Raw genomic sequence first — 23,140 nt, 5'->3', positions numbered from 1 at the left:
CAGGCCCGGCCGGTTCCGAGGGCGACAGCCGCCCCCGGAACCGGCCGGTACTCACCGGTAGAGGAGGTACTCCTTGCGCGTCGCGCGGAACGCGGCCAGATCCGCCGACCAGGCCCCCACCACCTCGTCGGTGCCGGCGCCCGCGTCGATCATCGTGCGGACCCGTGTGTTGCCCGTGAGCTTGTCGATCCAGTTGTCCGGCCGCCACGCGAAGCCGCTCCACGTCCGCTTCGCGGTGACCAGCAGCGCGATGCCCGTGCGTACCGGGTCGAAGACCTCCCGGTCCTGGACGTGCAGCTGCACCCCGCCCACCGTCTTCCCCTGGAACTTGGAGAACGTCGGCGCGAAGTACGCCTCGCGGAAGGCGACTCCGGGCAGCTCCAGCGCGTTCGCGGCAGCCGCCCACCGGTGGTCGACGCCTTCCGCGCCGAGCAGCTCGAAGGGGCGCGTCGTCCCGCGCCCCTCCGAGAGGTTGGTGCCCTCGAACAGGCAGGTGCCCGAGTAGACGAGCGCCGTCTCCGGGGTCGGCATGTTCGGGCTCGGCGGCACCCACGGCAGGCCCGTCTCGTCGAAGAAGTCCGACCGCCGCCAGCCGGACATCCTGACGACGTCCAGCTCGACCGGCTGGTCCGCCAGGAACTCCGCCGCGAAGAGCAGGGCGAGCTCCGCCACCGTCATGCCGTGCGCCTGGGCGATCTCCCTGCGCCCCACGAACGTACCGAAGGCCGGGTCGAGCACGGGCCCCAGCGCCGCCCGCCCCGTCACCGGGTTCGGCCGGTCCAGGACGACGAACCGCTTGCCGGCGAGCGCCGCCGCCTCCATGCAGTCGTACAGCGTCCAGATGTACGTGTAGAAGCGCGCGCCCGCGTCCTGGATGTCGAAGACCACCGTGTCCACGCCCGAGGCGGTGAAGACGTCGGCGAGCGGCTTGCCGCTCTTCAGATACGTGTCGTAGACCGGCAGCCCGGTCGCCGGATCGTCGTAGCGGCCCTCCGAGCCGCCCGCCTGCGCGGTCCCGCGGAAGCCGTGCTCCGGACCGAACACGGCGGTCAGGTCCACCCGGTCGTCGGGATGCATCACGTCGACGATGTGCCCCACGTCCCGGGTGATTCCCGTGGGGTTGGTGACGACGCCGACCTTCTGCCCGGCGAGCAGCCGGTAGCCGTCGGCCGCCAGCCGTTCGAAGCCGGTGCGGACCCGGGTCTGCGAGCCCCCGGGGCCCCGCCCGGCGGCCAGGGCCGTCCCGGGGCCGGCCGCGGTCGCCGCGAGGGCGCCCAGCGCTCCGCCGACGGACAGCACACCACGTCTGGACAGGGTCATTCCACTACCTCCATGATCGCGCCGACTGTCATGGTCACGCACGCTAGCGCGGGTGCGGGCCGCACGGAACGGCCACGACTGGGCAGATTCCCAGTCCTGCCCCGAACCCCTTCCCCGATCACATACCGACTGGTTAGTCTGCCGGGGAAGACGGCTGAGAGAGGCGGGACCGATGAGTACGGTGCAGGGCGCTGGCGTAGTGGTAACGGGAGCCGGGGGCGGCATCGGAGCCGCTCTCGCCCGCAAGTTCGCCACCGAGGGCGCGCGGGTCGTCGTCAACGACCTCGACGGCGGCCGGATCGAGGCGCTCGCCGAGGAGATCGGCGCCACCGCGGTCGCGGGGGACGCCTCGACGATCGTGGACGCCGCACGCGACGCGCTCGACGGCACCATCGACGTCTACTGCGCCAACGCCGGTCTCGCGTCGGGAGGAGACGCCTTCGCCGAGGAGGACGTCTGGGCCGCCGCCTGGGACGTCAACGTCATGGCACACGTCCGCGCGGCCCGGGCGTTGCTGCCCGAGTGGCTGGAGCGCGGCAGTGGCCGGTTCGTCTCGACCGCGTCGGCGGCGGGCCTGCTGACGATGATCGGCGCGGCCCCGTACAGCGTCACCAAGCACGGCGCCGTCGCCTTCGCGGAGTGGCTCTCGCTCACCTACCGGCACCGCGGCGTCAAGGTCCACACGATCTGCCCCCAGGGCGTGCGTACGGACATGCTCACCGCGGCCGGATCCGCGGGCGACCTCGTGCTCGCCCCCACCGCCATCGAGCCGGAGGCCGTCGCCGACGCCCTGTTCGAGGCCATGGAGCAGGACCGCTTCCTGGTCCTGCCCCACCCCGAGGTGGCGGGCTACTACCGCGCCCGTGCCAAGGATCCCGACCAGTGGATCGGCAACATGAACCACCTCCAGCAGAAGTGGGAGGGAGCCCGCGCATGAGCGACTCGATCTACGCGGCGAAGCCCTGGACCGCCCTGCTCAGCGAGGCCCAGCTCGCCCCCGTCCACCCCGCCGAGACCATGGTCCACGCCTTCCGCGCGGCCGTGGCGCGGGCCCCGGAGCACACCGCCCTCGCCTACTTCGACGGACGCCTCAGCTACCGCGAGACCGACGGACTGTCCGACTCCGTGGCGGGGCACCTTGCCGCCGAAGGGCTGCGGCGCGGCGACCGGGTCGCCATCATGCTGCAGAACACGCCGCACTTCGTGCTCGCCCTGCTCGGCGCCTGGAAGGCGGGCGCGACCGTCGTCCCGCTCAACCCGATGTACAAGTCCGGCGAGGTCGGGCACGTGCTGAAGGACGCCGGGGTGACCGCGCTGATCTGTTCGGACCGGGCGTGGGAGTCCTATCTGCGGGCCACCGCCGAGGCCGCCCCGAGCGTGACGATCGCCGTCACCGCCTGCGAGCTCGACCTCCAGTCGGCCGACGACCCGCGCGTGCTCGGCTTCGAACGGCTCCCCGCACCCGGCCCCGAAGCGTGGGCCCATGACCTGGTGACCGTCGCGCGCCGTGGCCTGCCCGCCCCGGCGGACCGGGAGCTCACCGCGTCGGACACCGCCCTGATCAGCTACACCTCGGGAACGAGCGGCACCCCCAAGGGCGCCATGAACTCCCAGGGCAACATCATGGTCAACGCCGAGCGCCAGCGCGCCGGCCACCCCATCGCCGAGGGCTCCGCCTACTTCGCGCTCGCGCCGCTCTTCCACATCACCGGCATGGTCTGCCAGCTCGCCGCCTGTGTCGCCAACGCGGGCACCCTGGTCCTCGCCTACCGCTTCGAGGCGAGCGTCGTCCTGGAGGCCTTCGCGGAGCACCGGCCCGCGTACACGGTGGGCCCCTCGACCGCCTTCATGGCGCTCGCCGCGCACCCGGCCGCCACCCGGGAGCACTTCGCCTCCTTCCAGGTGATCTCCTCCGGCGGCGCACCGCTGCCGCCCGCGCTGGTCGAGAAGTTCCGCGACGGCTTCGGCCCGTACATCCGCAACGGCTACGGACTCACCGAGTGCACCGCGCCCTGTGCCTCCGTACCCCCGGAGCACGAAGCGCCCGTCGATCCCGTCTCGGGGACGCTGTCCGTCGGTGTCCCCGGTCCCGACACCCTGGTCCGGATCATCGACGAGAAGGGCGACGACGTCCCCTTCGGCGAGCAGGGCGAGATCGCCGTACGCGGTCCCCAGGTCGTCTCCGGCTACTGGAATCTGCCCGAGGCGACCGAGGCGGCCTTCCCGGACGGGGAGCTGCGCACCGGTGACATCGGCTTCATGGACACGGCGGGCTGGCTCTACGTCGTCGACCGCAAGAAGGACATGATCAACGCCTCCGGTTTCAAGGTGTGGCCCCGGGAGGTCGAGGACGTCCTCTACACCCACCCGGCGGTCCGGGAGGCCGCCGTCGTCGGTGTGCCGGACGCCTACCGCGGAGAGACGGTCCGGGCCTACGTCAGCCTGCGTCCGGGCGCCGACGCGGAGCCCGGCGAGCTCAGCGCCTACTGCAAGGAACGGCTGGCCGCGTACAAGTACCCGCGCGAGGTGGAGATCCTGACCGAGCTCCCCAAGACGGCGAGTGGGAAGATCCTCAGGCGGGAACTGCGTTCCCCCCGTTAGAACAGTTCACGCGGTACGAGAGGGCAGGTGGCGGCAATGGCCAAGGCGACGGACGGGGACGGTACCCCCGTCCCCCAGAGGCTGCTGGCCGCCGCCACCCGCCTGTTCGCCGAGCGCGGCTACGACCGCACCTCGGTCCAGGAGATCGTCGAGGCGGCGGGAGTCACCAAGGGCGCGCTCTACCACTACTTCGGCTCCAAGGAGGATCTCCTCCAAGAGGTCTACGCCCGGGTGCTGCGGCTCCAGCAGGAGCGGCTCGACGCCTTCGCGGACGCCGAGGCGCCGATCGAGCAGCGGCTGCGCGACGCGGCGGCTGACGTGGTCGTCACGACCATCGAGAACCTCGACGACGCCTCGATCTTCTTCCGCTCCATGCACCACCTGAGCCCGGAGAAGAACAAGCAGGTGCGGATCGAGCGCCGCCGCTACCACGAGCGCTTCCGTGCCCTGATCGAGGAGGGTCAGCGCCTCGGTGTGTTCTCCTCCGCGACCCCGGCGGACCTGGTCGTCGACTACCACTTCGGCTCGGTCCACCACCTGTCCACGTGGTACAGCCCGGACGGCCCGCTCAGCCAGCAGGAGGTCGCCGACCACCTGGCCGACCTGCTGCTGAGGGCCCTGCGCCCCTGACCGCCGCCCGGACCGCCAGCCGGCTCAGTGGGCGGGCGGGCAGAGGACCAGCAGGCAACTGCGGACCTTCACGTCGTCGACGACCGGGCCGCCGGGCCCGGGACTGGTGCTCGTGAACGTCAGGGTGACGGAGCCCTTCAGCAGGTTGGTGAAGATGGCGGTCTGCCGGGTGTAGCCCATGTCGCGGAACTGGCGGCCGGTGACGTCGAAGCTGAAGCTCTTCACGAGCGCCCCGTCGACTCTGAGTTCACCCGTCTTCAGGGCCGGGGCCCACGCCGGGTTGCCGGCCAGCTCGAAGCTGACGACGTACGAGGTCAGCGGGAGCGTCGGTATCACCTGCGAGACGCTGCCGGACGTCGTGCCGTTGAGGTCCAGGGACTGGCTGCCCTCGGCCGCGTCCCAGAGCCGGTCGGACGTCACGTCGACGCTGTCACCGCCCACCGCCCAGGGACCCGCGGTCTGCCCGCCGAGGACCGTGGTGAAGGGGGCCGGAGCGGGGACGACGGGCACCTCGAAGCCTCCGTCGGCGAAGTCCGCCGGGACGGTCCGAGTCTGGGCCGAGGCGGTCGTGGCGGAGACGGCGGTCAGCAGGAGGGCGGCGAACAGGGCGGCGGACAGCTGGAGCGGGCGCATGGAGGGCCTTTCGGTTCACGCGACGCCAGGGGCGGGACTCCCGGCCGGGAGCCCAATCGGAGTGTGCGGCCCCCGGCATGCCCCGCCAAGAGGCCGGGCCACGGCGCGTGAGGCGCGCTGAGCAGGCAGAACACCGCGAAAGCACGCCCCCGGCGCGCGGCCGGGCATCGAGTGCTCCGGCACACGCGGAGAGCGGGCCCCGTCGAGAGAGCCCGCCCGGGCGCGAGAAACGCAGGACCGCTCGGGCCCCTGACTCCCGGACAGGCCGCACATCCGTCCGGTGAGCGAACACGCCTGTCCGGATTCCACCTTGACGGTACGCGGTCACCTACATGAGCATCGGGGGCGCACATCCAGCCCCACCGCTCCAGGCCCAGGGCCGTGCACGGCCCTGTGACCCCCCGCACGTTCCGTCAGTCCCCGAACGGAATCCGGAGCCAACGATGAGACCTGTCCGCCTCAGATCCCTCCCCGTCGCCGCACTCGCCGTCGCGGCGCTGCTGGCGACCGCGGCACCCGCCGTCCAGGCCGCTCCGGCGGCCGTCGCCGCGGCCCCCGACATCCCGCTCGCCAACGTCAAGGCGCACCTCACCCAACTCCAGTCGATCGCCACCGCCAACGGCGGCAACCGGGCCCACGGCAGGGCCGGTTACAAGGCGTCCGTCGACTACGTGAAGGCCAAGCTCGACGCCGCCGGATACACCACGACGCTCCAGCAGTTCACCTCCGGAGGCGCCACCGGCTACAACCTGATCGCCGACTGGCCGGGCGGCGACCCGAACCAGGTCCTCATGGCCGGATCCCACCTCGACTCGGTGACCTCCGGCCCCGGCATCAACGACAACGGCTCCGGATCGGCAGCCGTGCTGGAGACCGCCCTCGCCGTCTCCCGCGCCGGCCTCGCACCGGACAAGCACCTGCGCTTCGCCTGGTGGGGAGCCGAGGAGCTGGGGCTCGTCGGCTCCAAGTACTACGTCAACAACCTGGCCACCACCGAGCGTTCCAAGCTCGCCGGCTACCTCAACTTCGACATGATCGGCTCGCCCAACCCCGGCTACTTCGTCTACGACGACGACCCGGTCATCGAGCAGACCTTCAAGGACTACTACGCCGGTCTGTCGATACCCACGGAGATCGAGACCGAGGGCGACGGCCGTTCCGACCACGCCCCGTTCAAGAACGCGGGCGTGCCGGTGGGCGGACTGTTCTCCGGGGCGGACTACACCAAGACCAGCGCCCAGGCCCAGAAGTGGGGCGGAACCGCCGGCCAGGCCTTCGACCGCTGCTACCACTCCTCGTGCGACACGACGGCGAACATCAACGACACCGCCCTGGACCGCAACAGCGACGCGGTGGCCCACGCGGTGTGGACCCTCTCCGCGGGCACGGTCACCCCGCCGACCGGGACCGTCTTCAGCAACGCCGCCAACGTCGACGTGCCCGACAACGGCGCCGCCGTGACCTCCTCGGTCGCGGTGACCGGACGCACGGGCAACGCCCCGTCCGCCCTCAAGGTCGGGGTGGACATCAAGCACACCTACCGGGGTGACCTCGTCGTCGACCTGCTCGCACCCGACGGGACCGCGTACCGGCTGAAGAACTCCAGCGGCAGCGACTCGGCCGACAACGTGATCACGACGTACACCGTCAACGCGTCGGCGGAGACCGCGAACGGGACCTGGAAGCTCCAGGTCAGGGACGTCGCCGCACAGGACACCGGTTACATCGACAGCTGGCAGCTCACCTTCTGAACCGCCGGGGAGGCGCCGGCCGGGCGCCTCCCCGTACGGCTGTCAGAGGTACTTCTTGATCTCGCGCCGTGCCAGCGACCTCTGGTGCACCTCGTCCGGACCGTCCGCCAGCCGCAGCGTCCGCGCCGAGGACCAGAGTTCGGCCAGCGGGAAGTCCTGGCTGACGCCTCCGGCGCCGTACAGCTGCACCGCCTGGTCGAGGATGTCCACCACCGCGCGCGGGGTGGCGATCTTGATCGACTGGATCTCCGTGTGCGCGCCGCGGTTGCCCACCGTGTCCATGAGCCACGCCGTCTTCAGCACCAGCAGCCGCAGCTGCTCCACCGTCACCCTGGCGTCCGCGATCCAGTTCTGCACGACACCCTGCTGCGCCAGCGGCTTGCCGAAGGCCGTACGGGCCACGGCACGCCTGCACATCAGCTCGATCGCGCGCTCGGCCATGCCGATCAGCCGCATGCAGTGGTGGATCCGGCCCGGCCCCAGCCGGGCCTGGGCGATGGCGAAGCCGCCGCCCTCCTCGCCGATCAGATTGGCGGCGGGCACGCGTACGTCGGTGAACACGACCTCGGCGTGACCGCCGTGGGAGTGGTCCTCGTAGCCGTACACCTGCATCGCACGCCGGACTTCGAGGCCCGGGGTGTCGCGCGGGACGAGGATCATGGACTGCTGACGGCGGATGTCGTCGTTGTCAGGGTCGGTCTTGCCCATCACGATGAAGACGGCACAGTCCGGGTTCATCGCCCCGGAGATGTACCACTTGCGTCCGTCGATGACGTAGTCGTCGCCGTCCCGCCTGATCCGGGTCTCGATGTTCGTCGCGTCCGACGAGGCCACCTCCGGCTCCGTCATCGCGAAGGCCGAGCGGATCTCACCGGCGAGCAGCGGCTCCAGCCACTGCTTCTTCTGCTCCTCGGAGCCGAACTGGAAGAGCACCTCCATGTTCCCGGTGTCCGGGGCCGCGCAGTTCAGCGCCGTCGGGGCCAGATGCGGGCTGCGGCCGGTGATCTCGGCCAGCGGGGCGTACTGGAGGTTCGTCAGGCCGGCGCCGTACTCCGCGTCGGGGAGGAAGACGTTCCACAGCCCCTGCCTGCGGGCCTCCGCCTTGAGGTCCTCCACGATCTGCGGGGTGTCCCACGGCGACGCCAGCGCCGCGCGCTGCTCCTCCGCGACCTGCTCGGCCGGATACACGTGCTCGTCCATGAACGTGAGGAGCCTGGTGCGCAGCTCTTCGGTCCGGGCGTCGAATGCGAAGTCCATAGGGGTGTTCAGCCTTCCTGGAGGGTGGTGAGGCCGTGCGCGATGAAGACCGGGACCAGGTCGCCGATGCGGTCGAAGCCGGCGCCGACGGTCTGGCCCAGGGTGTAGCGGTAGTGGATGCCCTCGAGGATCACGGCGAGCTTGAACCAGGCGAAGGCGGTGTACCAGGAGATGGCGGAGGTGTCACGGCCGGAGCGGGCGGCGTAGCGCTCGATCAGCTCGGCGGGGTCCGGGTGCCCCGGGGCACCGCTCGTGGTGGACACGGGTGACTCGGGAAGGCCCAGGTCGGAGCTGTACATCACCAGCAGGCCGAGGTCGGTGAGCGGGTCGCCGAGCGTGGACATCTCCCAGTCCAGGACCGCCTTGATCCGGTCGTCCTGGCCGATGAGGACGTTGTCCAGGCGGTAGTCGCCGTGGACGACGGTGGGCGCGGGGGATACGGGGAGTTCCCTGCCGAGCGCGGCGTGCAGTTCGTCGATCCCGGCGAGATCGCGGTTGCGCGAGGCGTCCAGCTGCTTGCCCCAGCGCCGGAGCTGCCGGTCCAGGAAGCCGTCCGGACGCCCGAAGTCGCCGAGCCCGACGGATGCCGGATCGACGGCGTGCAGGTCCACCAGGGTGTCGACGAGCCCCAGGACGACACCCCGGGTGCGCTCGGCGCCGAGCGGGGCGAGCTGCTGGGCGGTGCGGTACGGGGTGCCCTCGACGTACTCCATGACGTAGAAGGGCGAGCCGATGACCGAGTCGTCCTCGCAGAGCAGCAGGGTCTCCGGTACCGGGACCGCGGTGGGGTGCAGGGCGCTGATCACCCTGTGCTCACGCTTCATGTCGTGCGCGGTGGCCAGCACGTGCCCCAGTGGGGGCCTGCGCACGACCCATCGGCCCGTACCGTCGGTGACGACGTAGGTGAGGTTCGACCGCCCGCCCTCGATCACCCGGGCGTCCAGCGGTCCGTTCACCAGCCCCGGCCGCTCGCGGTCGAGATGGCCGCGCAGCAGGTCGAGATCGAGACCTGGCGGATGGACTGGGCTCATGGTGCGCACCTCCGGGGCGGTTGGACGTCGGGACCATGATGCCGACCAGTCGGTATGTCGTCCAGTGTCCTTCCGGAATCCGGGAGGTGATCTCCGGCTCCCCGCCCGGCCGTGGGTCAGTCGTCCCAGCCCTGCGCGGCCACGAACGCGTCCCCGTGCGCCGCCGACCAGCGGCCCAGCGCCTCGATCGGCTCCAGGAGCGTCCGGCCGAGTTCGGTCAGGGCGTACTCCACGCGCGGCGGCGCCTCGGCGTAGGCCCGGCGCTCCACCAGGGCGTACTCCTCCAGCCTGCGCAGTGTCTCGGTCAGCACCTTGGAGCTGATGCCGCCGATCTCCGTACGCAGTTCACCCGGCCTCCGGGGCCCCGCGCCGAGCGCGTACAGCACGACGGGATTCCAGGTGTTGCCCAGCAGGTCGAAGCCGAGCCGCGCCCGGCAGTCCGCGAGCAGTCGGTCCATGAGCTTCCCTTCCCTCGCCCGTCAGGCACCGAACGGTGCGTAACGGGTCCCCTAACGTCCCCTTCGGTACGACGCTACGTGACGGGTGTTCAGGGGAGAGAGACATGCGCATCGGCATCATCGGGACCGGCAACATGGCGGAAGCGCTGGGCGGACGCTGGGCGGCGGCCGGCCATCAGGTGCTGTTCGGCGGGCGGTCCGCGGAACGGGCCGGGGCACTCGCGGAACGCACCGGCCAGAGCGCCGGCACCCTGCGGGAAGCGGCCGTCTTCGGCGACGCCACCCTGCTCGCCCTGCCCTACGACGCCGTGGCGGGCGTCCTCACGGCACTCGGCGCTGCGGACGGGGCGCTGCGCGGCCGGCTGCTCGTCGACTGCACCAACGCCGTCGGGCCCGGCTTCCGGCTCACCACCGGCACGGGCCCGGGCGCCGCCCGCACCATCGCCGACCTCACCGGAGCACGGGTCGTCAAGGCCTTCAACCACCTGCCCGACTCCGTGTGGCGTCTCGACCCGCCCGCCTTCGCCGAAGGACCGGTCGCCGTCCCGCTGTGCGGGGACGACGCCGGCGCGCTGGAGGCGGTCGGCACCCTGGTCCGGGACCTCGGCTGCGTCCCGCTGCCCGTGGGCGGGCTCGACCGGGCCGCGTACCTGGAGGCGACCACGGCGTTCCTCATCGGGCTATGGCACTCCGGCCACGACCCGCGCACGCTGCTGCCGCCCTTCGAGGCCGTCACGGCCTGAGTTGCGGGGACTCCGGCCCACGCCGATCGTCGGAGGATGAAGGCGATCAGCTACAGCAGGTACGGCACGGCCGACGTCCTGGAGTACGGCGAGCGGCCCGACCCGAAGGTGGGCCCCGACTCGGTCCTGGTGAAGGTGCGGGCCGCGGCCGTGAACCCCGTCGACTGGAAGGCGCGCGAGGGCTACCTCCAGGCCGGGCTCGAAGCCGTCTTCCCCGTCATCCCCGGCTGGGACGTCTCCGGGGTCGTCGTCCAGCCCGGCGCGGCCGTCGACGAGTTCGAGGTGGGGGACGAGGTCATCGGCTACGTCCGCGAGGACTTCCTCTCGCGCGGCACCTTCGCCGAATACGTCGCCGCCCCAGTGCGCACCCTCGCCCGCAAGCCGCTGAGCCTGAGCTTCGAGGAAGCCGCCGGCCTGCCGCTGTGCGGCCTCACCGCACACCAGGTGCTGCACCGCACCCTGAGGATCCAGGAGGGCGAGACCGTCCTGGTCCACGCGGCGGCCGGGGGCGTCGGCTCGCTCGCCGTCCAGCTCGCCCGGCACGCGGGCTGCCGGGTCGTCGGCACCGCAGGGCCCCACAACCACGACTACGTACGCGAGCTGGGCGGCGAGCCGGTGGAGTACGGCGACGGGCTCGCCGCCCGGCTGCGGGCCCTGAACCCCGAGGGCTTCGACGCGGCGTTCGACACCGTGGGCGGGGAGGCCCTCCGGGTCTCCGCCGAGACCCTCGCCCCCGACGGCCGGCTCGCGTCCATCGCGGACGCCGAGGTCTTCTCCTACGGCGGGCGCTACGCCTTCGTACGGCCCGACGCCGCCGACCTCACCCACCTCGCGGAACTGGCCGAGCAGGGGGTCGTCTCCGTACACGTGGACCGGGTCTTCCCGCTCGAACAGGCCATGGACGCCTACCGGCTCAACGAGCAGGGGCGCACCAGGGGCAAGATCGTCGTCACCGTGGACTGGGACGGCTGAGACCGTACGGCCGGGCGCCGGCTCAGAACACGGTCGCCGCCGCGAACACCGCGAGCGCGACCGTGCAGCCGGCGGCCGTGACCGCGAGGCGCGGCGACAGGGTGGCGGGCTCGGACGCCCCCATGGCGGACACCCGGCGGTGCGCCGCCGAGAGGAACCCCAGCCACGCCAGCAGACTCAGGGCGACAGCGAGCACCCCGGCCGCGCTCGTCCCCTCGTGCAGGGCCTGACGGACCGCGAGCAGGCCCACCACCGTGCACGCCAGGGTCGTGCGCCGCCAGGCCAGCCGTGTCCGTTCGGGCTGCAGACCCGGGTCGCGCACCGGGCCGGTCACCGGCCCTCCCAGCCGAACAGCACGACCACCACCATCGCGACGGCCACCACGGCGACGACGAGGCTGATCAGCGCGGGGAAGCGGGAGACCGGCAGATCCTCACCGCGCCGCATCGCCCGCTCGCACCGCACCCAGTGGTTGACGGCCCGCAGCGCACAGAGCACCCCGGCCGCCAGCAGCCCGAGGGCCAGCCCCGCCCGGATGCCCCAGGCCAGCCCCGGCAGGAACTGGTCCACGGCGAAACCACCGCCGATGAGGGCGAGAGCCGTCCGGATCCAGGCCAGGAAGGTGCGCTCGTTGGCGAGGGAGAAGCGGTAGTCCGGGGTGTCGCCCTCCTCGCGTATCCGCCCGGGCGCGAACCACAGCCGCAGCCCTCGCACGAAGTCGCCGCTCATCCGGTGACCCCCGCTCCGCCGCCCGCCCGGAACTCCCGCAGCCGGTGGTAGGCGTCGAGCCCGTCCGGCACCCACTCCCACTCGTCGATGCGCTCGCGCAGCTCCGCGTCGGTCAGGAACGTGTGCCAGGCGACCTCCTCCGCCTGCGGGGCCACCGGGAGTTCGCAGCGCACCTCGTAGACGTACGACCACCAGCTGTGCCCAGGGCCCTCGTAGAGGAACTTGAAGAGCGGCACCGGCCGGGGGAGGCCGGAGACCCCCAGCTCCTCCTCCGCCTCCCGCAGCGCCGCCTCGTCGTACGACTCGCCCGCGCCCACGACCCCGCCGACGAACATGTCGTGGTGCGAGGGGAAGACCAGCTTCGACGGCGTCCTGCGGTGGACGAAGAGCCGCCCCGCCGCGTCCCTCGCCTCGATGAAGACGCAGCGGTGGCGCAGGCCGCGCGAGGTCGCCTCGCCGCGTGGCGCCTGCCCGACGACCTCGTCGTTCTCGTCGACAATGTCCAGGATCTCGTCAGCCGGAGTCATGGGGCCCATCCAACATCAACCGGTCGGCGGCCGTTGATCCGTGCCGGTCCCTCCCCTCCGGCATCGCCGGGTGCAGCCCCAGCAGCACGATCCCCGCGACGACCGCCGCCAGCCCCACGGCCTGCCAGGCCAGGGCGGCCGGGTCGGTGCGTACCTGGTCGCCGAGGAAGCCGATCCCGCAGACGATGCCCGACAGCGGCTGCGCGGCGGTGAGGGCGGGCAGGGACTCCCGAAGGGGCCCCGCCTCGAACGCGCTCTGGACCAGGAGCAGTCCCGTCAGCCCCATGACGAGGACGGCGTACGGCTGCCAGCTCGTCAGCAGCGCCCCCCACCCGTCCTCGGTCAGCAGCTCCCCGCTGACCCTGGTCAGCGCGTCCTGCAAGCCGTACAGCAGCCCCGCGGCCAGGCCGAGCATCACAGGGGTCCCCCGGGTCCGGGGGTGTCTGGCGCACGCGGTCAGGATCAGGGCGAGCCCCGCCACCCCGCCGATCACCAGCCAGTGCCGCAGGGGCGACGTCACCGCGTCCCCGCCGCGCGGCTCACCGGCCAGCAGGAACGCGGCGACGCCGCCCGCGAGGAGACAGAGGCCTCCCCAGCCCTGGCGGCCGAGGGGCTGGCCGGTCCGGTGGCGCGAGAGCGCCATCGCGAAGAGGAGGTTGGTCGCCAGCAGCGGTTCCACGACGGACACCTCGCCCTGACCGAGCGCCAGCGCGCCGAGGACCATGCCGCAGACCATCAGGCCGATCCCGAAGAGCCAGCTCGGCACCCGCATCAGGTCGAGCAGCAGCCTGGGGGAGAGGAAATCGCGCAACGGCGCGCGCCGGGCGGCGTCCTGCTGGAGGACGAAACCGAAGCCCAGACAGCAGGCGGCGCCCACCGAGAGCACGATCACCAGCACCGACACGGTCCGACGATAGCCCCGCGACCGTCAGGGATCGGTGAGGGCGCCACCGGGCGGACGGTTGACGTGGGCGCGGCGTGTACCGAAGATCTGACCCACAAGTAACTTGCCGTCCCCGCCCGCCGCTGCGCGCAACCGCCCCGAAGGATGGAACCCATGGCGTACGACGCCGACGTGATCGTGATCGGGGCAGGACTCGCGGGGCTCGTGGCCACCGCCGAGCTTGTCGACGCCGGCCGCAGGGTCATCCTGCTGGACCAGGAGCCCGAGCAGTCCATCGGCGGCCAGGCGCACTGGTCCTTCGGCGGGCTCTTCCTCGTCGACTCGCCCGAGCAGCGCCGCATGCGGATCAAGGACAGCCACGCGCTCGCCCTCCAGGACTGGTACGGCACGGCCGGCTTCGACCGCGAGGAGGACCACTGGCCACGGCAGTGGGCCGAGGCGTACGTCGACTTCGCGGCCGGGGAGAAGAGGTCCTGGCTGCACGCACAGGGCCTGCGGTTCTTCCCCGTCGTCGGCTGGGCCGAACGCGGCGGTTACGACGCGAACGGCCACGGCAACTCCGTCCCACGCTTCCACATCACCTGGGGCACCGGCCCCGGCGTCGTCGCGCCCTTCGAGCGCCGGGTGCGCGAGGGCGTGGCCAAGGGCCTCGTCCAGTTGCGCTTCCGCCACCGGGTCACGGGGCTCGGCCGGTCGGCCGGGGCGCTGGACACGGTCACCGGCGAGATTTTGGAGGAGAGCGGTGCCGAGCGGGGCACGGCGAGCAGCCGTGAGGTCACCGGTTCCTTCGAGCTCAGGGCACAGGCCGTGATCGTCACCTCGGGCGGCATCGGCGGCAACCACGACCTCGTCCGCGCCCAGTGGCCCGAGCGGCTCGGCACCCCGCCCGAGAAGATGCTCTCCGGCGTCCCCGCCCATGTGGACGGGCTGATGCTCGGCATCGCCGAGAAGGCGGGCGGCCACCACATCAACCGCGACCGGATGTGGCACTACACCGAGGGCATCGAGAACTGGAACCCCATATGGGACAAGCACGGCATCCGGATCCTGCCCGGCCCGTCCTCGCTCTGGCTGGACGCCCGCGGCAAGCGGCTGCCCGTCCCGCTGTTCCCCGGCTTCGACACGCTGGGCACGCTCGACCACATCATGAAGTCGGGCCACGGCTACACCTGGTTCGTCCTCGACCAGAAGATCATCGGCAAGGAGTTCGCGCTCTCCGGTTCCGAGCAGAACCCGGACCTGACCGGCAAGTCCGTGCGTGACGTGATCGGCAGGGCGCGCGCCGACGTCCCCGGCCCGGTGAAGGCCTTCATGGACAAGGGCGTGGACTTCGTCGTCGAGAAGGACCTCGGCGCGCTCGTCAGGGGCATGAACGCGCTCACGGGTGAAGCGCTGATCGACGAGGACGCCCTGCGCCGCGAGATCACCGCCCGCGACCGAGAGATCGCGAACCCCTTCACCAAGGACCTCCAGGTCACGGCGATCAACGGCGCCCGCGCCTACCTCGGCGACAAGCTGATCCGCACCGCGAAACCGCACCGCATCCTCGACCCGGCCGCGGGGCCCCTGATCGCCGTGAGGCTGAACATCCTGACGCGCAAGTCCCTCGGGGGCCTGGAGACGGACCTGTCCTCCCGCGTGCTGACCGGCGACGGCACCCCGCTGCCCGGGATGTACGCGGCGGGGGAGGCGGCAGGCTTCGGCGGTGGCGGAGTCCACGGCTACCGCTCCCTGGAGGGCACCTTCCTGGGCGGCTGCATCTTCTCGGGCCGTACGGCGGGCAGGGCGGCGGCGAAGGCGACCGGCTGAGCGGAGCGACCGGCTGAGCGGAGCGACCGGCTGAGCCGGGCGACCGGCTGAACGCCGGCGTTCCCGGAGGGCGCGCCCCGGCCCGGGGCCGGGGGCCACGGGCGGTCGGCCCGGGGGGATCACCGCCGATGGCCCCCGCCCCGCGGACCGGCCGACGTCAGAGGAGCCGCTCCACCACCCGGAAGCGCTCCGCCACCACCATCGTGTCGTCGTCCACCGTGAACCCCGGGTCGTCCAGCGCCTCCCGCATCTCCTCGCTGTGCCAGAACGCCTCGTGTCCCGCCCGCCATTCGGCGACGGACGTGTGCCCCTCGCCCTCGTCGAGCACGTGCTGTAGTCCCACCGACCCCAGGGGCAGCACCCGCACCTCCGTCAGCTCCACCACGGCGATCTCCCGCCCGTCGGAGTCGATGAGAGCCGACCGCTCACCCACCGGCGGGAGTTCCTCGCGCTCCGCCTCGTACTCCGCGAGCAGCCCGGTCGTGGAGACCTTCTCCCCGGAGAGCACCGCCGCCACCAGCCGGTCACGCAGCGGCCCGGGGAAGGCGAGGAGGTAGGGCTTGAGCGGTTCACGGTTCTCCATGGCGGCAGTGTGGCACGCGTCATGGGGCCCGCATCCGTCGCGGTCGCAGCCGTGACGTACCCCCGGGGCCCTGGTGAAGGGCGGCCGCGGGGTGTTCGAATGGGGGCGTGAACAGTCGTCCCCCTCCCACCGAGCCCGAGCAAGGACCGCCCGAACAAGGACCGTCCGAGCCCGGCGCCCCGGTGGGCCGTCGACTCGTCCTGGGCATGCTCGGTCTCGGCGCGGTGGGCGTCGCTGCCGCTCCCGTTCTCCAGAAGGGCCTGGAGAAAGGACTCGGCGCGGTCGCCGACAAGGACCCGACCGGCCTGACCGGACTCCTGCCCAACGGAGGCGGCTTCCGGTACTACTCGGTCGTCTCCTCCGTGCCGAGGAAGAGCTCCGCCGACTACGGCCTGACCGTGGACGGCCTGGTGGAGCGCCCGGCGACGTACACCCTGGACGCGCTGAAGGCCCTCCCGCAGACCCGCATCGTGCGCGACGTCCAGTGCGTGACGGGCTGGAGGGTGCCCGAGACGCCGTTCGAGGGGGTCAGGCTCTCCGTACTGCTCGACGCGGCAGGGGTGGGACCCGGGGCGAAGGCGATCCGCTTCACCTGTTTCGACGGGGCCTACAGCGAGAGTCTCACCCTCGAACAGGCGCGCCGCGACGACGTCCTGGTCGCCCTGCGCATGCGCGACGAACCGCTGGCCCACGCCCACGGCGGCCCGGTCCGCCTGTACGTGGCCCCCATGTACTTCTACAAGTCCGCCAAATGGCTCTCCGGGATCACCGTCACCGACTCCGTGCGCCCCGGCTACTGGGAGGAGCTCGGCTATGACGTCGACGCCTGGGTGGGCCGGTCCAACGGCCGGGACGACGCCCCCACCGTCTGAACCTGCCCCGAGGATCAGGCGATTCACCACCGCCGAGCGCTGGGTGCACCGCACCACGGCCTGGCTCGCGCTGCTCTGCGTGGCCACGGCCGCCTGTCTGTACGTCCCCCAGCTCGCCGAACTCGTCGGGCGCCGCCACCTCGTGGTGACCGTGCACGAATGGTCCGGGCTGCTGATCCCCGTACCGCTGCTCGTCGGTCTGGTCTCCCGGGCGCTGCGGGCGGATCTCTCCCGCCTCAACAGGTTCGGACCGCACGACCGCCGGTGGCTGGTGTCCGCCCTGCGCCGCGACCGTACGCCCGGTTCCCGCCCGGCCGGGAAGTTCAACGCCGGCCAGAAGATCTACGCCGCGTGGATCGCCGGCGCCGTCCTCGTGATGCTCGGCACCGGGCTGCTGATGTGGTTCACCGGGCTCACCCCACTGGTGTGGCGGACGGGGGCGACCTTCGTCCACGACTGGCTGGCCCTCGCGATCGGCATCGTCCTCGCCGGCCACATGGCGAAGGCGCTCGCCGACCCGGAGGCACGCCGTGGCATGCGCACCGGATCGGTCGAGCGCCCATGGGCCCGTTCCGAGCACCCGCTGTGGCGGGTGCCCGAGGAGTGACGCCGGCTACAACACCAGCGACAGCAGCAGGATGAAGGCCAGCGAGACGACGGAGATGATCGTCTCCATCACCGACCAGGTCTTGATCGTCTGCGGGACGTCCATGCCGAAGTACTCCTTCACCAGCCAGAACCCCGCGTCGTTGACGTGGCTGAAGAAGAGCGAACCCGCTCCGACCGCGAGGACGAGCAGCGCCGCGTGCGACGTCGACATGTCGGCCGCCAGCGGGGCGACCAGGCCGGCCGCCGAGATGGTGGCCACCGTCGCCGAGCCCGTCGCCAGGCGTATCGCCACGGCGATCAGCCAGCCGAGCAGCAGGGCGGGGATCGACCAGTTCTCGGAGAAGTCCAGGATCATCTGGCCCACGCCGGCGTCGATGAGGGTCTGCTTGAACCCGCCGCCGGCGCCCACGATCAGAAGGATGCCCGCGATCGGTGCCAGCGACTTCTCGACGGTGCTGGTGATGCGGCCCTTGGTGAATCCGGCCGCGCGGCCCAGGGTGAACATGCCCACGAGCACGGCGGCGAGCAGCGCGATCAGCGGCGAGCCGATGACGTCGGTGACGCGCTGGACGTGGTTCTCCGGGTCGTCCACCACGATGTCGACCAGTGCCTTGACCAGCATGAGCACGACGGGCAGCAGGATCGTCGCCAGGGTCGCCCCGAAGTTCGGGCGGCGGTCCAGATCCTCCGACGGGCGCTGCGGGATCATCTTCTCCGGCGCCTCGATGTCCACCCAGCGGGCGGCGTAACGCGAGAAGACCGGACCGGCGATGATCACGGTCGGGATGGCGACCAGCACACCGAGGGCCAGCGTGACCCCGAGGTTGGCGCCGAGGGCGTCGATCGCGACGAGCGGGCCGGGGTGCGGCGGGATCAGCCCGTGCATCACGGAGAGACCGGCCAGCGCGGGGATACCGATGCGCATCAGCGAGTAGTTGCCCCGCTTGGCGACCAGCAGCACCACCGGAATCATCAGCACGATTCCGACCTCGAAGAAGAGCGGCAGCCCGATGATCGAGGCGATCAGGACCATCGCCCACGGCATCGCACGGCCACTCGCCTTCGCGAGGATCGTGTCGACGATCTGGTCCGCGCCGCCGGAGTCGGCGAGCAGCTTGCCCAGGATGGCACCGAGGGCGATGAGGACACCGACACTCGCGACGGTCGAGCCCAGGCCCGTGGTGAAGCTGGTGATCGTCTTCGCCGGGTTGGCCCCGGCGAAGGATCCGAGTGCGAGCGAGCCGATGGTCAACGCGAGGAACGCGTGCATCTTGAGCTTGGTGATGAGCAGCACGATGACTGCGATGCCCGCCAGGACGGCGATGCCCAGCTGTGCGTTGCCGGCCGAGGTGATGGGCTCGACGGCATCCGCTGCCAGCATCTCGACGCTGAGACTGGTCACGGTGGTGATCCTTAGTTCGCGAGCCGGCGCAGCGCGGCGACGGCCCGTTCGGTGATTTCCTCGGGGGTGCCGGACACGTCGACGGCGACGCCCGCCTCGTCCTCCTGCAGCGGCTGCAGGGTGGCGAACTGCGAGTCCAGCAGCGCGGTCGGCATGAAGTGGCCCTTACGGTCCGCCATGCGGCGCTCGATGAGTGACCGGTCGCCGGTCAGGTGCAGGAAGACGGCACCAGGCGCCTCGGCCCGCAGCCGGTCGCGGTAGGCACGCTTGAGCGCGGAGCTGCTGACGACGCCGCCGAGTCCCGCCCGGCTGTGTGCCCACTGACCGATCGACTCCAGCCACGGCCAGCGGTCGTCGTCGTCGAGCGGCGTGCCCGCCGTCATCTTGGCGATGTTGGCCGGCGGGTGGAAATCGTCGCCCTCGGCATAGGGGACGCCGAGTGCGTCGGCGAGCAGGGGGCCGATCGTGGTCTTGCCGGTCCCTGCTACGCCCATCACCACGACGACGTGGGGGGTGCTCATTGGTGCCTCGCTGTCTTCATCGACATCGGTCCGCGACATCGGTCCGTCGCGCTACTGAAACCCATTACATACGACTTATTCAAGAGGCTGTGACATAAACGTCGTACTTTTTGCTCCCCCACCCCTCCCCGTAGGCTTGTGGTCATGACCACACCTGCCCAGGGGCTCCATACGCATGTGCTGGACACCCTGGGTCTGGAGATCGCGGCGGGTGACTGCCCGCCCGGCCGGGTTCTGCGCACCGACGAGCTCGCGCAGCGCTTCGACGTGTCCCGTACCGTCGTGCGCGAGGTCATCCGCGTCCTGGAGTCCATGCACCTGGTCGAGTCCCGGCGGCGGGTCGGGGTGACCGTGCGGCCCACCGAGGAGTGGAACGTCTACGACCCCCAGGTCATCCGCTGGCGCCTCGCCGGAGCGGACCGGCCCCGGCAACTGCGCTCGCTCACCGTGCTGCGGTCCGCCGTCGAGCCCGTCGCCGCGGGCCTCGCCGCCCGTAACGCCACCGCCGAGCAGTGCGCCGCGCTCACGGAGTGCGCGCTGGGCATGGTCGCCACCTCGCGCGGCCAGCAGCTGGAGGGCTACCTCCGCCACGACATCGCCTTCCACCGCATCGTGCTCAACGCCTCCGGCAACGAGATGTTCGCGCGGCTGGGTGACGTCGTCGCCGAAGTCCTCGCAGGGCGGACGCACCATCAGGTGATGTTCGAGGATCCCGACCCCGCCGCCGTCACCCTCCACGTCCGGCTCGCCGAAGCGGTGCGCGAGGGGGACGCCGAGGGGGCGGAACGGCTGACCAAGGAGATCGCGGTCGGCGCGCTGCACGAACTGGACGTACTCGCTCCGTGAGCGTGCGCCCGCCCGGGTACGGTGGGCGGGTTCGATCTTTGGCACAACGGGGCAGTCGGGACGGGAGACCACGGCATGGCGCAGCAGGTACAAGGGGTCATCGCACCAGGGAAGAACGAGCCCGTCCGCGTGGAGACGATCCTCGTGCCCGACCCGGGCCCGGGTGAGGCCGTGGTCAAGATCCAGGCGTGCGGTGTCTGCCACACCGACCTGCATTACAAGCAGGGCGGCATCAACGACGACTTCCCCTTCCTGCTCGGCCACGAGGCAGCGGGTGTCGTGGAGTCCGTCGGCGAGGGTGTCACCGACGTCGCCCCCGGCGACTTCGTGGTCCTCAACTGGCGTGCGGTGTGCGGTCAGTGCCGCGCCTGTCTGCGGGGCCGCCCCTGGTACTGCTTCGACACCCACAACGCCAAGCAGAAGATGACCCTGCTGGACGGCACGGAGCTCTCCCCGGCGCTCGGCATCGGCGCGTTCGCCGAGAAGACCCTGGTCGCCGCCGGCCAGTGCACCAAGGTCGACCCCGAGGTCTCCCCGGCCGTCGCCGGACTGCTCGGCTGCGGCGTCATGGCGGGCATCGGCGCCGCCATCAACACCGGCCAGGTCGGCCGCGGCGACTCCGTCGCCGTCATCGGCTGCGGTGGGGTCGGCGACGCGGCGATCGCCGGTGCCCGTCTCGCGGGCGCGGCGAAGATCATCGCGGTCGACATCGACGACCGCAAGCTGGAGACGGCGAAGAAGATGGGCGCCACCCACGCCGTCAACTCCCGCTCCGAGGATGCCGTCGAGGCGATCCGCGCCCTGACCGGCGGCCACGGCGCCGACGTCGTCATCGAGGCCGTGGGCCGCCCGGAGACGTACAAGCAGGCCTTCTACGCCCGCGACCTGGCCGGCACCGTCGTCCTCGTCGGGGTGCCCACCCCCGATATGCAGCTCGAACTCCCGCTGCTCGACGTGTTCGGCCGAGGCGGCTCGCTCAAGTCCTCCTGGTACGGCGACTGCCTGCCCTCGCGCGACTTCCCGATGCTGATCGACCTGCACCAGCAGGGCCGCCTCGACCTCGGTGCGTTCGTCACCGAGACCATCCAGCTCGGCGAGATCGAGCAGGCGTTCGCCCGGATGCACGACGGTGACGTCCTGCGCTCGGTGGTGGTCCTCTGATGGGCGCGCGGATCGAACACCTGGTCACGTCCGGCACCTTCGCCCTGGACGGCGGGGAGTGGGACGTCGACAACAACGTCTGGATCGTCGGCGACGACACCGAGGCCGTCGTCATCGACGCCGCCCACGACGCTGCCGCGATCGAGGCCGCACTCGGCGGGCGCAGGCTGCGCGCGATCATCTGCACCCACGCGCACAACGACCACATCGACGCGGCGCCCGCCCTCGCGGACGCGACCGGCGCGCCGATCCTGCTGCACCCCGGCGACCTGCCGCTCTGGGAACAGACCCACCCGCACCGTGCCCCCGACGGCGAACTCGCCGACGGTCAGGAACTGGAGGTCGCGGGCATCCGGCTGACCGTCCTGCACACCCCGGGGCACGCTCCCGGCGCCGTGTGCCTGCACGCGCCCGAGCTGAGCACCGTCTTCTCCGGGGACACCCTCTTCCAGGGCGGCCCGGGCGCGACCGGACGGTCCTTCTCGCACTTCCCGACGATCATCGACTCGATCAGGGACCGGCTGCTCACCCTCCCGCCGGAGACGACCGTCCGCACCGGGCACGGGGACTCCACGACGATCGGCGCCGAGGCCCCGCAGCTGGACGACTGGATCAACCGCGGCCACTGACCGCGGCGGGGATCACCGGTCCGCCCACGAGGAGAGCCGCAGCCCGCTCTCGAAGCGCTGCGGCTCGCCCGTGACCGGATCGGTGAACTCCAGCACCTTCGCGAGCAGTTGCAACGGACGCCCGTAGTCCTCGTGCTGCGGCTCGGGTTCCACCACCGGGTAGACCGGATCGTTCACCAACGGCAGCCCCAGCGCGTTCATATGGACCCGCAGCTGATGGGTGCGGCCGGTCGCGGGCAGCAGACGGTAGCGTCCGAAGGCGCCCCGGTGCTCCAGCAGTTCGATCCGGCTCTCGCTGTTCACCGCACCCGGCTCCTCGCGCGCGGCGATGACCCCGCGCTCCTTGACGATCCGGCTCCGTACGGTGCGGGGGAGCGCCACCTCCGCGTCGTAGGGAGCCACCGCCTCGTACTCCTTGCGCACCAGCCGGTCCCGGAACAGCGTCTGGTACGCCCCGCGGTCCTGGGCCCTTACGACGCAGAGCACGAGTCCCGCCGTCAGCCGGTCCAGCCGGTGCGCGGGCTGGAGCTCCGGCAGCCCCAGTCCGTCACGCAGCCGGGCGACGAGGGTCTCGGTGACATGCCGTCCGCGCGGGGTGGTGGCCAGGAAGTGCGGCTTGTCGGCGATCACCAGGCGGTCGTCGCGGTGGACGACGCCGACGGGGAAGGGCACCGGCTCCTCCGGCGCGAAGTCACGGTGGAACCAGAGATGACGCCCCGCGGTGTACGGCTCGTCCGCCCGCACCGCGCCGCCGTCCGCTCCGACGAACCTGCCCTCGGCGAGCATGGCGTCCACCCGCCCGGCGCCGATCGCGCCCGCGAACCGGTCCAGGAGATGGTCCCGGACCGTGGGCCAGGCTCCCGCCGGATCCGCCGGGAGCCGCACCCGCACCGGGTCCACGCCCGAGCGCTGGGGGAGCGGGGCGCTGGGGGGCCTCACCCGTCCTCGCATGGCCATCGGTCCTTGTCGCAGCAGGAGCCCGGCACGTGAGGGGCCGGGGGACGCCGGCACCCGGACGGGCCCGAGCCCGGCGCGGGCGGGCACCGGTCCTCCATCATCCCACCGGCGCGTACGCCGTCAGCAGCCGCTCGTACTCCTGCCGCGTGACCGGCAGTACCGACCCTTGCCGGGCGCCCGCCGGGAGGGCGTGGC

General features: G+C 71.7%; 25 protein-coding genes. 12 read left to right on the top strand and 13 right to left on the bottom strand.

Translation table 11 applies throughout. The annotated features are described in order from the left end of the window. Positions 1 to 51: 51 nt before the first annotated feature. Complete coding sequence (locus ABZY45_RS15860) at positions 52 to 1,320, bottom strand: DUF1343 domain-containing protein (protein ID WP_356740218.1); 1,269 nt, start codon at positions 1,318 to 1,320, stop codon at positions 52 to 54. Positions 1,321 to 1,492: 172 nt separating this feature from the next. On the opposite strand from ABZY45_RS15860, the gene ABZY45_RS15855 reads away from it, so the two are divergent. From ABZY45_RS15855 to ABZY45_RS15845, 3 genes are read left to right on the top strand one after another with little or no spacing between them, the layout of a single operon-like run. Next, complete coding sequence (locus ABZY45_RS15855; RefSeq protein WP_356740216.1) at positions 1,493 to 2,257, top strand: SDR family oxidoreductase; 765 nt, start codon at positions 1,493 to 1,495, stop codon at positions 2,255 to 2,257. After that, on the top strand, positions 2,254 to 3,921 hold the full coding sequence (locus ABZY45_RS15850) for an AMP-binding protein (RefSeq protein ID WP_356740214.1): 1,668 nt from the start codon (positions 2,254 to 2,256) through the stop codon (positions 3,919 to 3,921). Before ABZY45_RS15855 ends, ABZY45_RS15850 begins: the two co-directional genes overlap by 4 nt. Before the next feature lie 36 nt (positions 3,922 to 3,957). Beyond that, on the top strand, positions 3,958 to 4,551 hold the full coding sequence (locus ABZY45_RS15845; protein WP_356740212.1) for a TetR/AcrR family transcriptional regulator: 594 nt from the start codon (positions 3,958 to 3,960) through the stop codon (positions 4,549 to 4,551). Positions 4,552 to 4,575: 24 nt separating this feature from the next. Here the strand turns inward: ABZY45_RS15845 and ABZY45_RS15840 are convergent, their stop codons facing one another. Beyond that, positions 4,576 to 5,184 carry a DUF642 domain-containing protein gene (locus ABZY45_RS15840; protein WP_356740210.1) on the bottom strand — a complete coding sequence of 203 codons (609 nt, stop codon included), beginning with the start codon at positions 5,182 to 5,184 and terminating at the stop codon, positions 4,576 to 4,578. Positions 5,185 to 5,627: 443 nt separating this feature from the next. Between ABZY45_RS15840 and ABZY45_RS15835 the strand changes: the two genes are divergently transcribed. After that, positions 5,628 to 6,935, top strand: a complete 1,308-nt coding sequence (locus ABZY45_RS15835; RefSeq protein WP_356740208.1) for a M28 family metallopeptidase — start codon at positions 5,628 to 5,630, stop codon at positions 6,933 to 6,935. A gap of 42 nt (positions 6,936 to 6,977) precedes the next feature. Here ABZY45_RS15835 and ABZY45_RS15830 read toward each other — a convergent pair whose 3' ends face one another. From ABZY45_RS15830 to ABZY45_RS15820, 3 genes are all read right to left on the bottom strand, one after another. Further along, the gene (locus ABZY45_RS15830; protein ID WP_356740206.1) at positions 6,978 to 8,192 is read right to left on the bottom strand and encodes an acyl-CoA dehydrogenase family protein; all 1,215 of its coding nucleotides are present in this window, start codon (positions 8,190 to 8,192) and stop codon (positions 6,978 to 6,980) included. Positions 8,193 to 8,200: 8 nt separating this feature from the next. Then, positions 8,201 to 9,223 carry a phosphotransferase family protein gene (locus ABZY45_RS15825; RefSeq protein WP_356740204.1) on the bottom strand — a complete coding sequence of 341 codons (1,023 nt, stop codon included), beginning with the start codon at positions 9,221 to 9,223 and terminating at the stop codon, positions 8,201 to 8,203. A 116-nt stretch (positions 9,224 to 9,339) separates the two neighbouring features. Further along, the gene (locus ABZY45_RS15820) at positions 9,340 to 9,681 is read right to left on the bottom strand and encodes a helix-turn-helix domain-containing protein (protein WP_356740202.1); all 342 of its coding nucleotides are present in this window, start codon (positions 9,679 to 9,681) and stop codon (positions 9,340 to 9,342) included. Between the two features lie 104 nt (positions 9,682 to 9,785). Between ABZY45_RS15820 and ABZY45_RS15815 the strand changes: the two genes are divergently transcribed. Then, the gene (locus tag ABZY45_RS15815) at positions 9,786 to 10,424 is read left to right on the top strand and encodes an NAD(P)-binding domain-containing protein (protein ID WP_356740200.1); all 639 of its coding nucleotides are present in this window, start codon (positions 9,786 to 9,788) and stop codon (positions 10,422 to 10,424) included. A gap of 36 nt (positions 10,425 to 10,460) precedes the next feature. Continuing rightward, a complete protein-coding gene (locus ABZY45_RS15810; protein ID WP_356740198.1) occupies positions 10,461 to 11,396 on the top strand; it encodes an NADP-dependent oxidoreductase in 936 nt (311 codons plus the stop codon). A 22-nt stretch (positions 11,397 to 11,418) separates the two neighbouring features. Here ABZY45_RS15810 and ABZY45_RS15805 read toward each other — a convergent pair whose 3' ends face one another. From ABZY45_RS15805 to ABZY45_RS15790, 4 genes are read right to left on the bottom strand one after another with little or no spacing between them, the layout of a single operon-like run. Continuing rightward, entirely contained in the window at positions 11,419 to 11,730 is a 312-nt protein-coding gene (locus ABZY45_RS15805) for a DUF202 domain-containing protein (RefSeq protein ID WP_356740196.1), read from the bottom strand. After that, positions 11,727 to 12,125, bottom strand: a complete 399-nt coding sequence (locus tag ABZY45_RS15800; RefSeq protein WP_356740194.1) for a DUF202 domain-containing protein — start codon at positions 12,123 to 12,125, stop codon at positions 11,727 to 11,729. Before ABZY45_RS15800 ends, ABZY45_RS15805 begins: the two co-directional genes overlap by 4 nt. Further along, positions 12,122 to 12,652, bottom strand: a complete 531-nt coding sequence (locus ABZY45_RS15795; RefSeq protein ID WP_356740192.1) for an NUDIX domain-containing protein — start codon at positions 12,650 to 12,652, stop codon at positions 12,122 to 12,124. Before ABZY45_RS15795 ends, ABZY45_RS15800 begins: the two co-directional genes overlap by 4 nt. Then, positions 12,639 to 13,556 carry a DMT family transporter gene (locus tag ABZY45_RS15790; RefSeq protein WP_356740190.1) on the bottom strand — a complete coding sequence of 306 codons (918 nt, stop codon included), beginning with the start codon at positions 13,554 to 13,556 and terminating at the stop codon, positions 12,639 to 12,641. Before ABZY45_RS15790 ends, ABZY45_RS15795 begins: the two co-directional genes overlap by 14 nt. Before the next feature lie 153 nt (positions 13,557 to 13,709). Between ABZY45_RS15790 and ABZY45_RS15785 the strand changes: the two genes are divergently transcribed. Next, on the top strand, positions 13,710 to 15,365 hold the full coding sequence (locus ABZY45_RS15785) for an FAD-binding dehydrogenase (RefSeq protein WP_356740188.1): 1,656 nt from the start codon (positions 13,710 to 13,712) through the stop codon (positions 15,363 to 15,365). A gap of 157 nt (positions 15,366 to 15,522) precedes the next feature. On the opposite strand, the gene ABZY45_RS15780 is transcribed toward ABZY45_RS15785, so the two are convergent. After that, entirely contained in the window at positions 15,523 to 15,948 is a 426-nt protein-coding gene (locus tag ABZY45_RS15780) for an ASCH domain-containing protein (RefSeq protein WP_356740186.1), read from the bottom strand. 107 nt (positions 15,949 to 16,055) lie between these two features. On the opposite strand from ABZY45_RS15780, the gene ABZY45_RS15775 reads away from it, so the two are divergent. Together ABZY45_RS15775 and ABZY45_RS15770 are read left to right on the top strand one after the other, a co-directional pair. Next, positions 16,056 to 16,820, top strand: coding sequence for a molybdopterin-dependent oxidoreductase (locus ABZY45_RS15775; RefSeq protein ID WP_356740184.1), 765 nt, complete (start codon positions 16,056 to 16,058; stop codon positions 16,818 to 16,820). Next, a complete protein-coding gene (locus ABZY45_RS15770) occupies positions 16,762 to 17,427 on the top strand; it encodes a cytochrome b/b6 domain-containing protein (RefSeq protein ID WP_356740182.1) in 666 nt (221 codons plus the stop codon). Before ABZY45_RS15775 ends, ABZY45_RS15770 begins: the two co-directional genes overlap by 59 nt. Positions 17,428 to 17,433: 6 nt before the next feature. On the opposite strand, the gene ABZY45_RS15765 is transcribed toward ABZY45_RS15770, so the two are convergent. Both ABZY45_RS15765 and ABZY45_RS15760 read right to left on the bottom strand, forming a co-directional pair. Continuing rightward, positions 17,434 to 18,831, bottom strand: a complete 1,398-nt coding sequence (locus tag ABZY45_RS15765; protein WP_356740180.1) for a gluconate:H+ symporter — start codon at positions 18,829 to 18,831, stop codon at positions 17,434 to 17,436. Between the two features lie 11 nt (positions 18,832 to 18,842). Next, a complete protein-coding gene (locus ABZY45_RS15760) occupies positions 18,843 to 19,352 on the bottom strand; it encodes a gluconokinase (RefSeq protein WP_356740178.1) in 510 nt (169 codons plus the stop codon). A gap of 144 nt (positions 19,353 to 19,496) precedes the next feature. Here ABZY45_RS15760 and ABZY45_RS15755 point away from each other — a divergent pair, with 144 nt between their 5' ends. The 3 genes from ABZY45_RS15755 to ABZY45_RS15745 all read left to right on the top strand — a co-directional run bounded on the left by ABZY45_RS15755 (position 19,497) and on the right by ABZY45_RS15745 (position 21,988). Further along, on the top strand, positions 19,497 to 20,198 hold the full coding sequence (locus ABZY45_RS15755; protein WP_356740176.1) for an FCD domain-containing protein: 702 nt from the start codon (positions 19,497 to 19,499) through the stop codon (positions 20,196 to 20,198). Positions 20,199 to 20,273: 75 nt separating this feature from the next. Further along, complete coding sequence (locus ABZY45_RS15750; protein WP_356740174.1) at positions 20,274 to 21,359, top strand: S-(hydroxymethyl)mycothiol dehydrogenase; 1,086 nt, start codon at positions 20,274 to 20,276, stop codon at positions 21,357 to 21,359. Next, a complete protein-coding gene (locus tag ABZY45_RS15745) occupies positions 21,359 to 21,988 on the top strand; it encodes an MBL fold metallo-hydrolase (RefSeq protein ID WP_356740172.1) in 630 nt (209 codons plus the stop codon). The genes ABZY45_RS15750 and ABZY45_RS15745 overlap by 1 nt, the downstream gene beginning before the upstream one ends. A gap of 12 nt (positions 21,989 to 22,000) precedes the next feature. Here the strand turns inward: ABZY45_RS15745 and ABZY45_RS15740 are convergent, their stop codons facing one another. Next, on the bottom strand, positions 22,001 to 22,939 hold the full coding sequence (locus ABZY45_RS15740) for a pseudouridine synthase (RefSeq protein ID WP_356740170.1): 939 nt from the start codon (positions 22,937 to 22,939) through the stop codon (positions 22,001 to 22,003). Positions 22,940 to 23,140 lie beyond the last annotated feature (201 nt).

This window comes from Streptomyces sp. NPDC006516 (assembly GCF_040611875.1).
In the GTDB taxonomy this organism is placed as follows: domain Bacteria; phylum Actinomycetota; class Actinomycetes; order Streptomycetales; family Streptomycetaceae; genus Streptomyces.
The sequence above is the reverse complement of the archived record's forward strand: the minus strand, read 5'-3'. Positions and strand labels throughout refer to the sequence as shown.

What these genes read in the sequence shown, in the direction of transcription:
- ABZY45_RS15860 (WP_356740218.1), bottom strand. Translation starts at nt 1,320, where the DNA reads ATGACCCTGTCCAGACGTGGTGTGCTGTCCGTCGGCGGAGCGCTGGGC.
- ABZY45_RS15855 (WP_356740216.1), top strand. Translation starts at nt 1,493, where the DNA reads ATGAGTACGGTGCAGGGCGCTGGCGTAGTGGTAACGGGAGCCGGGGGC.
- ABZY45_RS15850 (WP_356740214.1), top strand. Translation starts at nt 2,254, where the DNA reads ATGAGCGACTCGATCTACGCGGCGAAGCCCTGGACCGCCCTGCTCAGC.
- ABZY45_RS15845 (WP_356740212.1), top strand. Translation starts at nt 3,958, where the DNA reads ATGGCCAAGGCGACGGACGGGGACGGTACCCCCGTCCCCCAGAGGCTG.
- ABZY45_RS15840 (WP_356740210.1), bottom strand. Translation starts at nt 5,184, where the DNA reads ATGCGCCCGCTCCAGCTGTCCGCCGCCCTGTTCGCCGCCCTCCTGCTG.
- ABZY45_RS15835 (WP_356740208.1), top strand. Translation starts at nt 5,628, where the DNA reads ATGAGACCTGTCCGCCTCAGATCCCTCCCCGTCGCCGCACTCGCCGTC.
- ABZY45_RS15830 (WP_356740206.1), bottom strand. Translation starts at nt 8,192, where the DNA reads ATGGACTTCGCATTCGACGCCCGGACCGAAGAGCTGCGCACCAGGCTC.
- ABZY45_RS15825 (WP_356740204.1), bottom strand. Translation starts at nt 9,223, where the DNA reads ATGAGCCCAGTCCATCCGCCAGGTCTCGATCTCGACCTGCTGCGCGGC.
- ABZY45_RS15820 (WP_356740202.1), bottom strand. Translation starts at nt 9,681, where the DNA reads ATGGACCGACTGCTCGCGGACTGCCGGGCGCGGCTCGGCTTCGACCTG.
- ABZY45_RS15815 (WP_356740200.1), top strand. Translation starts at nt 9,786, where the DNA reads ATGCGCATCGGCATCATCGGGACCGGCAACATGGCGGAAGCGCTGGGC.
- ABZY45_RS15810 (WP_356740198.1), top strand. Translation starts at nt 10,461, where the DNA reads ATGAAGGCGATCAGCTACAGCAGGTACGGCACGGCCGACGTCCTGGAG.
- ABZY45_RS15800 (WP_356740194.1), bottom strand. Translation starts at nt 12,125, where the DNA reads ATGAGCGGCGACTTCGTGCGAGGGCTGCGGCTGTGGTTCGCGCCCGGG.
- ABZY45_RS15795 (WP_356740192.1), bottom strand. Translation starts at nt 12,652, where the DNA reads ATGACTCCGGCTGACGAGATCCTGGACATTGTCGACGAGAACGACGAG.
- ABZY45_RS15785 (WP_356740188.1), top strand. Translation starts at nt 13,710, where the DNA reads ATGGCGTACGACGCCGACGTGATCGTGATCGGGGCAGGACTCGCGGGG.
- ABZY45_RS15780 (WP_356740186.1), bottom strand. Translation starts at nt 15,948, where the DNA reads ATGGAGAACCGTGAACCGCTCAAGCCCTACCTCCTCGCCTTCCCCGGG.
- ABZY45_RS15770 (WP_356740182.1), top strand. Translation starts at nt 16,762, where the DNA reads ATGACGTCGACGCCTGGGTGGGCCGGTCCAACGGCCGGGACGACGCCC.
- ABZY45_RS15760 (WP_356740178.1), bottom strand. Translation starts at nt 19,352, where the DNA reads ATGAGCACCCCCCACGTCGTCGTGGTGATGGGCGTAGCAGGGACCGGC.
- ABZY45_RS15755 (WP_356740176.1), top strand. Translation starts at nt 19,497, where the DNA reads ATGACCACACCTGCCCAGGGGCTCCATACGCATGTGCTGGACACCCTG.
- ABZY45_RS15750 (WP_356740174.1), top strand. Translation starts at nt 20,274, where the DNA reads ATGGCGCAGCAGGTACAAGGGGTCATCGCACCAGGGAAGAACGAGCCC.
- ABZY45_RS15745 (WP_356740172.1), top strand. Translation starts at nt 21,359, where the DNA reads ATGGGCGCGCGGATCGAACACCTGGTCACGTCCGGCACCTTCGCCCTG.
- ABZY45_RS15740 (WP_356740170.1), bottom strand. Translation starts at nt 22,939, where the DNA reads ATGCGAGGACGGGTGAGGCCCCCCAGCGCCCCGCTCCCCCAGCGCTCG.